The sequence below is a fragment of the Providencia sp. AGC89 genome (assembly GCF_053543535.1).
The window spans coordinates 42,290-56,129 of the sequence record NZ_JBIXLP010000018.1 but is presented as its reverse complement, the minus strand read 5'-3'; the positions used below and the strand labels follow the sequence as shown (position 1 = coordinate 56,129).

Genomic DNA, 13,840 nt, shown 5'->3' with positions numbered 1-13,840 from the left:
GGCGATCCCGACGCTGACCAAGTTAACAGCATTATCGCAGCAGGGCGGGCAGATTTATGTGCATTGTCGCGTCCATTGTTATCTGACCCAGCCTGGTTATTACATGAATGTGCTCGCTATGGCTGGGAAACACAGTGGCCAGCAGCGTATGAATACGGGCGCCAACAGCTTACCCAATCGTTGAGGTCACGCTAAGGGCGTTGGCAAATGAAGAGGAAAATAGCATGAGAACACAGTCCCATGACCAATATCGTGAAAATGTGGCGGGTCGAGCTGATGTAGCTGACACCCCTGAACTTGTCGCGTATTACCAACAACTGGATGCACTAAAAACTGGTGCTTTATGGACAGTCGCAAACAAAATAGAGCCGTGGCAACCTCAGTCTAGTTCTGTGCCAGTTTTGTGGCGTTACCGTGACCTACGTGAGCATGTGTTGCGTTCGGTGGAATTAGTGACCCCAGAAAAAGCAGGGCGTCGTGTGATTTACCTGAATAACCCCGGTCGTCAAGATGTGGCGGCCGCCGTGGGGTGGTTGTATTCCGGTCTGCAAGTCATGCATCCCGGAGAAGCCGCTTCTGCTCATGCTCATTCCTCTTCGGCGTTGCGTTTTATTATGGAAGGTCGTGGTGCTTATACCATCGTAGAAGGGCAGAAAATGATGCTAGAAGCTAACGACTTTGTACTCACACCTAACGGCACATGGCATGAGCATGGGGTAGCGGAAGATGGTTTACCGTGTATTTGGCAAGATGGCCTTGATATTCCATTGGTTAATGCCATGGAAGCCGGTTTCTATAAAGTTCACCCTGATTTACACCAAGTACAGACACGCCCACTTGATTACCCTGTTGGCATGTGGGGCGGCACTGCGTTAAGGCCACATGATATCGGCTGGGATAAACCGTATTCCCCATTATTTAAATACCAATGGGGGCCAACTTACGATGCATTACGTCGTGCGGCAAAAGTCGCGGATGGCTCGGTATTTGATGACATTTTGATGCACTACACCAACCCATTAACGGGAGGGGCAGTGATGCCGACAATTGGGGCTAGTATGCAATTGCTACGACCGGGGTTTGTGGGCAAAGCCCATCGCCATACGGGGAGCTTTATTTATCAAGTTGCGAAAGGCCAAGGTTATTCAGTGATTAATGGCCAGCGCTTTGATTGGCAAGAGCGTGACATTTTCTGCGTACCGTCGTGGATGTTCCATGAACACGTCAATATTTCACAAACGGATGACGCATGTCTGTTTTGTTTTAATGATTTACCCGTGATGCAGTCTTTAGGCCTGTATTACGAAGAAGCCTTAGTAGATAACGATGGGCACCAAAAGGTGGCCTCTTAACAGGCTGAGTTATTGATAACAATTTTGTCTGGTTTTAATTAACTAATTTTACGTGAAACTGAGTGCAATTCTAAGTGGCACTCAAGGAGAAATCATATGCGCTTAATAACTTACCGTTCTGATGTAACTGCCGCTGCTCGTTTAGGGGCTATTGTTGACCAGCAAGTCGTGGATTTAGCTCGTCTAGCTGAAGAACAGGGGCAATATCTACCAGATAATATGTTGGATTTTATTGATTTAGGCCCTCAAGGCGTACGCGTGGGTACTGAGTTGCTTAATATCTACCAAGGGTTATTTCCTGCGGGTACGGCATGGCCAGTGCAAAATGTGAAAATTTTAGCGCCTATTCCTCGTCCGCGTAAAAATATTTTTGGCATAGGTTTAAATTATGTAGAGCATGTTGCTGAGTCCAGTCGTACTTTAGATACTTCGAAAGAATTGCCTAAACAACCGGTTATTTTTTCTAAACCGCCAACGACCGTAATTGGCCCTGGAGATGCTATCGAACATAACGGGCAGATCACCCAACAATTAGATTGGGAGGTCGAACTTGCTGTGGTCATTGGGACTCGTGCGAAAAGGGTTGCAGCTAAAGATGCCCTCAATTATGTATTTGGTTATAGCTTGATGATAGATATGAGTGCGCGTGATTGCCGCCGTGCTGGGCAATGGATTTACTCTAAAGGGCAAGACACTTATGCACCGTTTGGCCCATGTATTGTAACTGCTGATGAAATCCCTGATCCCCATAATTTAAACCTGAACTTAAAAGTGAATGGTGTGACCAAACAGGATTCAAACACCCGTCATATGTTATTCAATGTGAATACATTGATTGAAGATATCAGCCAAGGTATTACGTTAGAGCCAGGGGATATTATTGCTACTGGGACGCCTGAGGGGGTTGGTGCGGGGCGCTCTCCTCAAGAGTGGGTTTGGCCGGGGGATGTGATAGAGGCCTATGTTGAACACATTGGTGAATTGCGTCATCCGGTTGTGTCAGTGTAAGGGGGAAGCATGTTAGAACTTCAATGTTTTAAAGCAGCAGCAGTACAGGCGGCTCCTGTCTTTTTAGACACTGACGCAACTGTGGATAAAGTGTGTCGGTTAATTGAGGAAGCCGCAGATAACGGTGCAAAATTAGTGGCTTTTCCAGAGGTTTTTATTGCAGGCTATCCGTATTGGAGTTGGGTAATGAACCCAATTGACGGCAGTCCGTGGTTTGAAAAACTGTGTAAATCGGCAATCGAAGTTCCGGGGCCGGAAATTCAAAAAGTCGCGCAAGCTGCGGCACGCCATCACATTAACGTTGTTATTGGGGTCAATGAGCGCAGCCCTACAGGCATCGCGACTTTGTACAATACATTAGTCACCATTTCGGATGAGGGGCAAATTTTAGGCCGTCATCGCAAACTGGTACCGACATGGGCGGAAAAACTGACGTGGGCCAATGGGGATGCCTCTTCATTAAAAGTGCACCAAACGAGTATTGGGCCATTGGGGGCCCTAGCGTGTGGGGAAAATACCAATACCTTAGCGAGGTTTGCTTTATTAGCCCAAGGGGAATTAGTGCATATCGCCAGCTATATTGCTTTACCCGTTGCGCCAAAAGATTACGATATGGCGGATGCTATTCGTCTGCGCGCTTCTGCACACTGTTTTGAAGGCAAAGTATTCACCATTATTGCTTGCTCAACAGTATCAGAGGAAATTATTGAGGCGATGTCTGCCTCTCATCCAGAAGCCCGTGACTTACTGGCGCGGCCTAATAGTGCTTTTTCTGGCATTATCGGCCCTGATGGGCGGGTGATTGGTGAACCATTGGTTGACAAAGAAGGCATTGTGTATGGTGAGATTGATTTGAATCGTTGTATTCAGCCACGGCAAATGCATGATATTACTGGGCACTATAATCGGTTTGATATTTTTGATTTACAGGTAAATCGTCGCCCGCTGACTGCTGCACGCTTTAATCACCAAGGGCAAGATATCGATGAATTAAATGTTTTTCCCAGCTCAGAAGAACCGTTTGGGGGGGTAGGGCAATGAATTTAGTGCGAACATATCGGATCGGGCAAATTGTACCTTCATCCAACACCACGATGGAAACGGAGATCCCGGCTATATTACGGGCTAGGGAAGCTCTATTTGCTGAGCGTTTTACTTTCCACTCAAGCCGTATGAGGATGCAAAAAGTCACCAAAGACGAATTGGCAAAAATGGATTCAGATAGCGACCGCTGCGCACTTGAATTGTCAGATGCTGCTGTAGATGTGCTGGGATATGCTTGCCTAGTGGCGATCATGAGCATGGGGAACGGTTACCATCGGGTCTCTGAAAAACGCTTATTTCAACGTACCATGGATAATGGCCATCCAGCTCCAGTTGTAACTAGTGCAGGGGCATTAGTGGAAGGGTTACAAGCTATTGGGGCAAAAAAAGTGTCTATCTTAACGCCCTATATGAAACCTCTCACACAGTTAGTGATTGATTACATAGAAAATGAAGGCATTGAAGTGGTGGATAGCATTTCACTAGAAATCCCTGATAACTTGGATGTGGGGCGGCAAAACCCGCTAGCTCCCGTTGAAATCACCAAAAAATTGAATACGCAAGTGGATGCTATTGTGGCTTCCGCTTGTGTACAGATGCCTTCGTTACCGTCAATACAGCTTATTGAAGACCGCGTAGGGCTACCCGTATTATCGTCTTCGGTGGCTACCACGTATATGATGTTGAAAAAGTTGGGTTTAGAGACTGGTATTAGTGGGTTTGGTTCATTGCTAAATGGTAAGTTTTAGCTGAATTATTGCTCTTTTCTGTTACTCTTTGAGGGGCGGTGATTTAATGCATAGTGCTTATCAAGGGGAGCAAATGCCAGATTCAAAAATTTTTGTTGATCATTATTTGCCTGCCCTGCTTGGGCAGGCTTGGATGCTGGTCTCTTCAGAGTTTCACGCGACCGTGGAAACCAAAGGGCTTTCTGTATTGGAATGGCGGGTGTTATCCACATTAGCAGGTAATGGGTCTATGGGGATCACCGAGCTTTCGCAAAAAACAGTGAGTAAGCAGCCAACAATTACACGTGTGCTACAACGACTTGAACAGCAAGGGCATGTGATCCGCCATAATAACCATAATGGTAGTGATAAACGAATAACATTAGTTAGCGTGACATCGAGCGGGATGTCATTAGTTGATGATCTCCTTATCGCAGCACAGCAGCATGAAGAAGCTGTTTTAGCACCGCTAGGTGTTCGTAAAAGTAAAATGCTTAAGCAAATATTGCGGGAGCTGATTGAGCGCCATAGTTTTGAGGGGAACAATATAGATAAACGTCATACAGATAAAACTAGTGAATAAACAAAGTATCTTTAAAAGAACAGTCAATAGTCTAATAATGATGATTTAGGTATATTTTCTATATTAATACTTAACTTATTATGGTGTGCATTTTTTATTTTTATCTATCAAATAGATAATTAGCGATATTAAGAGGTGGGATAAAAAATAATAAAATTGTAACGTAATGATTGTTAGGCGATTTCCCAATTTTATTTTTTTTGTATCTGATAATTAATAGTTACTTTACATTGATTCAATTTATCTATTTACTGCATTACTGATAATTAATGATTAGCTAAACATGGAGCAATTAATGTCAGTAGTGACACTTGTACTCGTTTTTTTATTAGCCGTTGTTGTGAGCGTTTTTGTTTCACGACTGCTCAAAGATATTATTCCATTACCCCTGATCCAGATAGCACTAGGGGCTGGCTTGTCTTTATACGGTTTTACCGTTGAATTTGAACCTCATCTATTTCTATTTTTATTTATTCCTCCTTTATTATTCCTTGATGGATGGCGTATCCCTAAAGAAGCCTTATTTCAAGAAATTAAACCGATAATGTCGCTAGCCATAGGTTTAGTTGTTGTCACCGTTATTGGTATGGGCTTTTTTATTCATTGGTTAATCCCTGCCATTTCATTAGCCGTCGCATTCGCGTTAGCTGCTATTTTGTCCCCTACGGACCCAGTTTCAGTGTCAGCAATGACAGTGAACTCCCCATTGCCTTCACGTATGGCGCATATCCTTGAGGGGGAATCATTACTGAATGATGCCACTGGATTAGTTTGTTTTAGCTTTGCGGTTGTAGCGGCGTTAACTGGGACATTCTCACTAGTTTCTGCGGCTGGGCAGTTTGTATTTGTGGCATTTGGTGGGATTTTAATAGGCCTGCTAGTTGCGTGGGCGATTGGTTGGCTAAATCAATTCTTAGTTAAACGCACAGGGGAAGAGCCGGCAATTCAGATAATGATTAGCTTGCTAATGCCATTTACTGCTTACTTACTGGCAGAGCATCTGCATGTTTCCGGTATTTTAGCTGCGGTTGTTGCCGGTATTGCGATGCACTATGAGAAAATAGCAGGCCGAATGCAAGCAGCGACTCGTATGCAAAGTAAAGCGGTGTGGGATACTGTTCAAACTGCATTAAACGGGATGATTTTCATTTTACTTGGCGAACAGTTGCCTGGTATGTGGACCAATATGCCTGAAGTTGCAGAAGCCGCAGGTGCTAGCCACCCTTGGATGTTGTTTGTGTATGTTGCTGTGATCACAATTGCATTGGCGATTCTGCGTTTTACTTGGGTGTGGATCTCGATGACTTTAACAGTCTTCCATAAACGCCGTCGCGGTAAAGAAGCAGATGTTATGCATATTCGTATGATGGCAGTAATGGCGACAGCGGGTGTGCGCGGAGCGATTACGTTAGCCGGTATTTTAACGTTACCTTTATTGATGCCAGATGGTTCATTATTTCCAAATCGTGATGTGGCTATTTTCTTAGCAATGGGGGTGATTTTATGTTCACTATTAATTGCCAGCATTGCCTTGCCAATTTTGACCAAAGGCTTAGTACAGGATTTACCGTACGATAACGACGAAATTCGTGCTCGTTTAGCATTAAACGAAGCTGCAATGGCACATTTACGTGACCTAATGAACCACCCTTCAGAAGATGTGGATGAAATCGCGATGCGAACTGAAGTTGGTGCTCAACTACTCGAAATCTACGGTAGGCGACTTGATAATTCAGATGAAAGTGAATCGGATGTTTATGATTTACATAGAATGATTGAAATGGAGCGCGATATGTCTAAATCGGCGCTCAAAGCCAAACGTGAAGCGCTTTACCTAATGCGCAAAAATAAAAATATCAATGAACGTGTTTACCATCGTTTACGTGATGAACTTGATTTAAAAGAAGAAACTCTTAATCATCATAAAAAAGGAAAGCATTAATTTAAATGGCCCAAGCAAAAACTTGGGCCATTTTTAGCTCAAAAGGAATAGCGTGATAAAAAAATATCAACTGACGGAAAGAGAACTGAACTTACTATGGGATGAAGCTATTTTTATTTCCCATGTGAATGACAATAAGGGCTTTCGCCAAGATGAGCATGGTCAATGGATTCGTCGTAGTGAATTTGGTAACCCTAATAGTGAATATGGTTGGTCATTATTGAGGGTTAAAAACAGTACTGAACAGTTTGATATTAGTGATTATATTCCGTGCCACTGGCGCCTTGTAAAGAAACAAGAACTAGACTCTGAAAAGAAAAAATTAAAACTGAAGATGTTACCTCTTGAAGATATCGCTCCTGAAAAACGTGATAGCTTATGGCTATGCGGTCAAATAGACTCGAAAGCGAATGAAGAAAAAGGGTATCGGGTTGATATTTTTGGTCAGTGGATTGGTCGTCATCAATACGGCGATTTGACAAGCCCATTTGGCTGGTGTGTGGTATTGGTTGATATTTCTGGGGATTTAACTAACTCACCGCAATGGGAAATGCTACCTATCAATTTAGGCCACATGCAGGAACTTGTTTTGCTAGGTCAAACAGATGACGAGGGTTGGACTGCATGGGATACAGTTGGTTGTGTGGCTGACGCTGTGGAGAGCGGGTTTGGTATTTTAGCTTCCGCAGTCACATTACCTTTTTCGTTTTTAGAATAAATCACCTTGTTGATTTATTTAAGGGGGTTGATACTATGCCTGTCCCTCTTTCTAGGTTAGTAAAAAATATGTATTCGGTTGTAGCAGGCTTAAGCATTATTATTACCATCACATAGTGGTGGGGGTAAGCTACATCCTAAACCCGCCAGACAAGGCGGGTTTTTTGTTCTTGTCTGGTTAGTGACCAACAAGGAATTTATGATGAACTCAGTACAAGCCCCTCAACAGCCTAATAGTGAACCCCAGTTGCATTTTCTTTGTGGGAAAATCGCATCAGGCAAATCCACCTTAGCGAAAACACTATCGCAACAGCCTCGTACTATTTTATTGTGCGAAGACGAATGGCTTTCTGCACTATATCCTAATGAAATTAAAGAACTATCTGATTATATTGAAAAAAGTGCTTTAGTGAAAAAAGTGCTAGAAAAGCATATTCAGCACCTTGTTGCTGCGGGTAATACCGTCGTGATGGATTTCCCTGCAAACACGCCTACCCAGCGCCAATGGTTGAAATCTTTAGCGCAATCATCTAGTGCATCTTATGTTTTTCATGTATTAAACGTTGATAATCAAAAGTGTAAAGCAAGGTTAGCAGCGCGTAATTTAACAGGGGAAAACCCATTTCAAACCTCTGAAGCACAGTTTGACTTAATTACGGCGCACTTTTCCTATCCAGATAGCAGTGAGCAACTAGTGTGTAAGTTCTACTGATAAAGGGAAGGGACTAACGTGGTTAATAGCCAGACAATATTGACCACTCTAATTTTAAGTTATTTAGGGCGATACATTTTTAGGTTCTGCTGTTGTTCTATCCAATAATAATCTGCTGGGCCACCCGCTCGTAGCAGAGGTTTTTGCCCTGCACAGTCATATAGTCCATCTCGTAGGGCTGATTCATCAATATGCACCATCACGACCTCACCCATTACCATCCAAGTATCTAACAGTTGGCCATCAGCCCGTTTAAGTTGTTGATATTGAGTGACAATGCATTCCATTGATACGGGTGTTTGTGCAATACGTGGAGGAGAAACTAATGCGGATGGTAATGTTGATAGTTGGGTTAAGGCAAATTCGCTTTCACCACGTGCCAGAGTCGCGCTACTCATATTCACTTGTTCACCAAGCGCCAGTGTTGCGAGGTTATAAACAAATTCTCCCGTTTCAATCGCATTGGTGACGGAATCTTTTTTACCAACACTTGAAAATGCCAATATTGGAGGGGAGTAGTTGAAAATATTGAAAAAACTGTAAGGTGCGAGGTTTGTTCTTCCTTGGCTATCACAAGTTGAAATCCAACCAATTGGTCGGGGGCCAATGAGCGATGGGATAGGGTCATGAGGAAGCCCGTGGCCTTTTGTGGGTTGATAACTATAAAACTGAGTGGTCATTGCACGCTCCTTTTTTGTTTTATCCTAACGGATAATATTAGGAGGCGTAAGAGTAAAAAATGAAAAAGGCAATCAATGTATAAAGTTAGCAGTCAGTGGATAGTGCTCAGGATTGAGCACTATCTGAGGCAAGCTTACCCAGAAATTCGTTGAATAAAACTTGATGGGCTTTGCCCTAACCACCTTTTAAACATGGTTGAAAATGACCCCACATTGCTATAGCCCAAATCAAATGCCACTTCAGTAATCGACTTCCCAGCAGAAATATGGGTGATTGCACTTAACAAACAAGCTTGTTGCCGCCAATCAGAGAAAGACAACCCTGTTTGAGTTCCAAAAAAACGACTAAACGAGCGCTCACTCTTATGGAGTTTTGCTGCCCATTCTTGGGGAAGAGAGGTAATTTGTGGTGATTTCAAAAACTCACGACACAGTGTTGCTAAATGCTCATCTCGGGGGATGGGGGCATAGAAAGGAAGCGGCTCCGCTTGTGCTATTTCATGTAAAATAAGTTGGAACATTGCGCCATCACGACCATTTAAGTCATATTCGAGCGGGGTATCAACGGCTTCAAGCAATAGCTGACGAAGTAATGGAGATACCCGTAATACCTCACATCGATTCCCCCTACGCGGCGCTGCTTTTGGCTCGATATATAAACTACGAGTGCTGACATTCAGCATACGTGTTTCATGGGGAGTATTACAGGGGATCCAAACTCCGCTATCTGGTGGGATCACCCATTCGCCATCTGCGGTGCTGACTTCAATTAGCCCGGTAGCACCATAGAGAAACTGAGCTCGACGGTGAACATGAGAGCTCAAGAGTACATTCGGTAAGTAATCGGTTCCAATGGCGAGAACATCACGAGGCGTCGCATCAATTGTTTTCAGTGGAATATTTCGCATAGGCAATTTTGTTGGCTGAGATTCAAATATTGTTGTTGGTTTTATGAATATAGGCAATTTTTATTGATATAACCACATGTTTTATATGGTTGGCTGAAATTCCGATGTGTTTGGCGATTTTTCGAAAGTTGGCTAAGAGGGAAATGTTTACTCTATCGCGGCAACCTAATGTACGCCAGAGGTAGAGTTACTATGAAAAATTACCCAGATCGGAATGATAGCCAAACACATCTGATAGAACCACTAACCCGCCGTCGGTTTATTCAAGGCAGCTCTGCACTCATGGCTGTCCCCTTTATTGCTGCTAAAACCATTGCCTCAACACCAGAAGACCCAGAGATCATCCCTACTAAGCTCATTCAAAACTCAGCGGAACGCATCGTATCAACCTGTAGTAGTTTTGACTGTGGTGGAAAATGTGATATTCGAGCACATGTCAAAGAGGGGGTCGTTACACGCATAAGTACACGCCCTGATGCCAACCTTGATGAAGAGATGCCGATCATGCGTGCATGTGTACGTGGTCGTAGCTATCGAAAATTTGTTTATCATCCAAATCGCTTGAAATACCCAATGAAAAGGGTTGGTAAACGTGGTGAAGGGCGTTTTGAACGTATTAGCTGGGAAGAAGCGACGACGTTAATTGCAGATAATATGCAGCGTATTAATACGCAATATGGCCCAGCATCGCGTTTTGTCAGTTTGAGTACGGGGGTAACAGGCGGTATTTTTTCTGGTGCTAACATGCTACGCCGTTTATTTAACTTAACGGGGGGCTTTCTGGAAAATTACCATTCAGTGAGTAATGGCAATACCATGGCAGTCACGCCATATACTTATGGCACCTCAGCGAGTGGTAGTACCTTAGATACCTTAGAAGATACGCCTTTAGTGATCTTATGGGGGCACAACCCTAACGAAACGATTTTTGGTCATTCAAATCATTATTTCCAAAAGATGAAAAAGAATGGCACTAAATTTATCGTTGTCGACCCGCGTTACTCGGACACCGCATCATCCTTAGCTGATCAATGGGTCCCTATCTTACCCACCACAGACAACGCGATGATGGATGCGATGATGTATGTGATCATCAGCGAAGGCCTGCATGATCAAGCCTTTATTGATAAATACACCATCGGGTTTGATGAACATCAGATGCCTGAAGGTGTCCCCGAGAACGAGTCATTAATAGCTTATTTAATGGGGAAAAAAGATGGAATTGTGAAAACCCCTGAATGGGCAGAGCCGATTACAAAGGTCCCTGCACAGACTATTCGCCAACTCGCTCGTGAATATGCTAATACCAAACCTGCCGCCTTAATGCAGGGCTGGGGGCCTCAACGTCATATTTGTGGTGAGCGCTCAGCGAGAGGGGCGACTTTGTTGGCGACTATTACCGGTAATGTGGGGCGTAAAGGCGGTTGGGCTGCTGGCTACGGTATGGCAGTCACTCCTGATTTACGTAAAACCTTAGCGGGCCCAAGTTTATTTGAGAACCCAGTGAAAGCAAAAATCAATATCACTAATTGGGTTCAAGCCTGTGAAAATAAAGATTTAGTGACCCCTGATAACGGTTTGAAAAATGCAGAAAAACTCGATACCGAAATCAAAATGATTTTTTCATTAGCGGGTAATTATATGACTAATCAGAATCCGGATATTTTGCATGCCGCTAAAGTGCTGGAAGATGAAAGCAAAGTCGAATTTATCGTTTACAGCGATTTATATATGACACCGAGTGCTAAATATGCCGATATTTTGCTTCCTGAAACCAGTTTCTTAGAACGCTGGAACGTCGGGGGCACATGGGGGACGGGTAATTACATCATTTTATCTGAAAAAGTCATCGAGCCTGAATTTGAACGCCGTAGTGACTATGAATGGTTATGTGAAGTCGCAGAAAAGTTAGGAGTAGGTGACGTATTCAGTGAAGGTAGAACAGAAAAGCAATGGATAGAACATCTGGTGAATGATGCGCACAAAAAACGCCCAGAAGATAATATTCCTAGCTTTGATGAACTCTTGGTAAAACGCCGTCATCTATTAAAGCATCAGCCGCATGTGGGGCATGTTGCTTTTGAGAAAAATATCCAAGATATACAAAACCACCCGTTTGAAACGCCATCAGGGAAAATCGAAATTTTCTCTAAACGCCTTTATGAGCGTCAGGATGCGGATATTCCAGCACTATCACATTACGTGCCTGCCATTGAAGGGCCTGAAGATACCCTCACGACTCGTTATCCATTGCAACTAATTACATGGAAAGGCCGTAATCGTGCCAATTCAACGCAATTTGCTAACCCGTGGTTACAAGAAGTACAGCGACAAGAACTGTGGATCAACCCGATTGATGCTAAACGACGAAACATTACAGATGGAGAACGCGTCAAGGTGAATAACGACCGTGGTGTCACCATGGTGCCTGCCAAAATAACTCAGCGCATTATGCCGGGTGTTGTTGCCTTGCAGGCCGGAGCATGGTGGCAGCCCGATGAGAACGGGGTTGACCAAGGTGGTTGTGCTAACGTTTTAACCTCGGCACGTAGTACAGCAATGGCACATGGTAATGCCCATCAAACTTTATTGGTGGAGGTAACTAAAGCATGAGTAAATTCCACGTTTATCCCGCTGTCAGTAACAAACAGTTAGGGTTCTATATTGATTCGGCGCGCTGTTCAGGCTGTAAAGCGTGTCAGGTGGCCTGTAAAGATAAAAATAACCTTGATGTGGGGCGTAAGTATCGCCGTGTTTACGAAGTAACGGGGGGAGAATTTATTGAAAACGGCACGGGAGGGCTGGTGAATAATGTGTTTGCTTATACGTTATCCATTTCATGTAACCATTGTGCTGACCCGATGTGTGTAAAGAATTGCCCAACGACGGCTATGCATAAACGTGAAGGGGACGGCATCGTCATGGTTAACACTGACAAATGCGTTGGTTGTGGAACCTGCGCTTGGTCTTGCCCCTATGGTGCTCCTCAAATGAACCCTGAAACTAAGCAAATGTCGAAATGTGATTTTTGTATCGACTTGCAATTAAAAGGGGAGCAACCCGTCTGCGTCGCGACTTGCCCGTTAGGAGCTATTCAGTTTGGCCCCATTGATGAACTGAGAAAACAGTATGGGGATCAAGCGGATGTCCGTGGGTTACCAGATTCCTCAATTACCCATCCCAATTTAGTGATCCACCCACATCAAGGGGCGGGTCGTACTCAAGACTTACAAGGAGATGCCAAATGAATGAATGGCCATTATTGTTATTCACATTTTTAATGCAAACATCCATTGGGCTGAGTGTGATGTTGGGGGTCTTTGCGAAAAAATTATCCATGGCGTTAGCGGGGAAAATTAACTCACAGTTTTTCTTATGGTATTTATTAGTTGCTTGTGTGCTTGCTGGTGTTGGATTGTTATCTTCGATTACGCACCTAGGCGTGCCACTTAATGCCCCTAATTCACTGTTAAATATTTTCTCGTCTTGGTTAAGTCGTGAAGTGGTACTCACTGCAAGCTACTTTGCTTTTCTTGGGCTGACTTTTTTATGGTTATGGTTCAAAAAGGAATTGTCATATCTGTTGTTAGGGTTAGCCATTATTGTTGGGCTCTGTGATGTGTATGCTATGGCGTCAATTTATCGGTATACATCAATGTTAACTTGGATGAATGATAACACCTATTTGATGTTTTACGGCACGATGCTTACCGCGGGAGCAGCGGGGTATTATTTACTCATCAATATGTTATTGCGTTTTAATGTTGGTTCACTTGATGTGCAAATTCCAGTCCGAGGGTTGTGGATATTATGGGCAGTTATTGCTCTTAGCTTATTAGCGCGTTTAGTTTATCAGCCTGCATACGAAAGCTATTTATTACACACTGGCTATCATAATGAATCTATTACCTTTCCTATTGATTCTATCCGTGCTTATCAAGGAATTTGGTCATTACGCATAGGGAGTTGGTTAATTGGCATATTGGCTATCGTGGTTTTAGGGTATGGGGTTTATCGCCAAGTTCGGCAAACAACGCTGGGTATTCATGCATCAGCGAGTCAGGTTTATTTTGCTGTAGGCTGTGTTGCCGCTATTGTTGCTGAATTTCTGTTACGTTACTGTTTTTATACTATTCATCTTTAAATGAATAACCGCTATTACCTAG

Annotated in this window: 13 protein-coding genes and 1 pseudogene; 12 read left to right on the top strand and 2 right to left on the bottom strand. The window is 43.6% G+C overall.

Annotation, left to right across the window (positions count from 1 at the left end; genetic code table 11):
• The 9 genes and pseudogenes from ACIPUA_RS05725 to ACIPUA_RS05685 all read left to right on the top strand — a co-directional run.
• Window positions 1–195, top strand: a pseudogene (locus ACIPUA_RS05725) (hypothetical protein); the annotation flags it as partial.
• Window positions 196–224: 29 nt separating this feature from the next.
• Window positions 225–1,352 carry a cupin domain-containing protein gene (locus ACIPUA_RS05720; protein WP_042848452.1) on the top strand — a complete coding sequence of 376 codons (1,128 nt, stop codon included), beginning with the start codon at window positions 225–227 and terminating at the stop codon, window positions 1,350–1,352.
• 96 nt (window positions 1,353–1,448) lie between these two features.
• Window positions 1,449–2,360 (top strand): fumarylacetoacetate hydrolase family protein, encoded by a 912-nt coding sequence (locus ACIPUA_RS05715; protein WP_042848451.1) that lies wholly within the window; start codon window positions 1,449–1,451, stop codon window positions 2,358–2,360.
• A 9-nt stretch (window positions 2,361–2,369) separates the two neighbouring features.
• Window positions 2,370–3,401: a carbon-nitrogen hydrolase family protein gene (locus ACIPUA_RS05710; RefSeq protein ID WP_048608766.1), complete on the top strand. Its 1,032-nt coding sequence runs from the start codon at window positions 2,370–2,372 to the stop codon at window positions 3,399–3,401.
• Complete coding sequence (locus tag ACIPUA_RS05705; protein ID WP_166687121.1) at window positions 3,398–4,153, top strand: maleate cis-trans isomerase family protein; 756 nt, start codon at window positions 3,398–3,400, stop codon at window positions 4,151–4,153. The genes ACIPUA_RS05710 and ACIPUA_RS05705 overlap by 4 nt, the downstream gene beginning before the upstream one ends.
• Window positions 4,154–4,226: 73 nt before the next feature.
• The gene (locus ACIPUA_RS05700) at window positions 4,227–4,715 is read left to right on the top strand and encodes a MarR family winged helix-turn-helix transcriptional regulator (protein ID WP_048608822.1); all 489 of its coding nucleotides are present in this window, start codon (window positions 4,227–4,229) and stop codon (window positions 4,713–4,715) included.
• Between the two features lie 295 nt (window positions 4,716–5,010).
• Complete coding sequence (locus tag ACIPUA_RS05695; protein ID WP_042848447.1) at window positions 5,011–6,657, top strand: Na+/H+ antiporter; 1,647 nt, start codon at window positions 5,011–5,013, stop codon at window positions 6,655–6,657.
• 52 nt (window positions 6,658–6,709) lie between these two features.
• The gene (locus tag ACIPUA_RS05690; RefSeq protein ID WP_198861112.1) at window positions 6,710–7,375 is read left to right on the top strand and encodes a hypothetical protein; all 666 of its coding nucleotides are present in this window, start codon (window positions 6,710–6,712) and stop codon (window positions 7,373–7,375) included.
• Window positions 7,376–7,576: 201 nt separating this feature from the next.
• The gene (locus tag ACIPUA_RS05685; protein WP_449059418.1) at window positions 7,577–8,086 is read left to right on the top strand and encodes an AAA family ATPase; all 510 of its coding nucleotides are present in this window, start codon (window positions 7,577–7,579) and stop codon (window positions 8,084–8,086) included.
• A 59-nt stretch (window positions 8,087–8,145) separates the two neighbouring features.
• On the opposite strand, the gene ACIPUA_RS05680 is transcribed toward ACIPUA_RS05685, so the two are convergent.
• On the bottom strand, window positions 8,146–8,766 hold the full coding sequence (locus tag ACIPUA_RS05680; RefSeq protein ID WP_449059417.1) for a flavin reductase family protein: 621 nt from the start codon (window positions 8,764–8,766) through the stop codon (window positions 8,146–8,148).
• A gap of 134 nt (window positions 8,767–8,900) precedes the next feature.
• Window positions 8,901–9,674, bottom strand: a complete 774-nt coding sequence (locus tag ACIPUA_RS05675) for an AraC family transcriptional regulator (protein ID WP_042848444.1) — start codon at window positions 9,672–9,674, stop codon at window positions 8,901–8,903.
• A 192-nt stretch (window positions 9,675–9,866) separates the two neighbouring features.
• Between ACIPUA_RS05675 and ACIPUA_RS05670 the strand changes: the two genes are divergently transcribed.
• From ACIPUA_RS05670 to ACIPUA_RS05660, 3 genes are read left to right on the top strand one after another with little or no spacing between them, the layout of a single operon-like run.
• Window positions 9,867–12,287 (top strand): DMSO/selenate family reductase complex A subunit, encoded by a 2,421-nt coding sequence (locus ACIPUA_RS05670; protein ID WP_449059416.1) that lies wholly within the window; start codon window positions 9,867–9,869, stop codon window positions 12,285–12,287.
• Window positions 12,284–12,922: a DMSO/selenate family reductase complex B subunit gene (locus ACIPUA_RS05665; RefSeq protein WP_042848441.1), complete on the top strand. Its 639-nt coding sequence runs from the start codon at window positions 12,284–12,286 to the stop codon at window positions 12,920–12,922. Before ACIPUA_RS05670 ends, ACIPUA_RS05665 begins: the two co-directional genes overlap by 4 nt.
• Window positions 12,919–13,818: a dimethyl sulfoxide reductase anchor subunit family protein gene (locus tag ACIPUA_RS05660; RefSeq protein ID WP_272678418.1), complete on the top strand. Its 900-nt coding sequence runs from the start codon at window positions 12,919–12,921 to the stop codon at window positions 13,816–13,818. The genes ACIPUA_RS05665 and ACIPUA_RS05660 overlap by 4 nt, the downstream gene beginning before the upstream one ends.
• The last annotated feature ends 22 nt before the right edge of the window (window positions 13,819–13,840 follow it).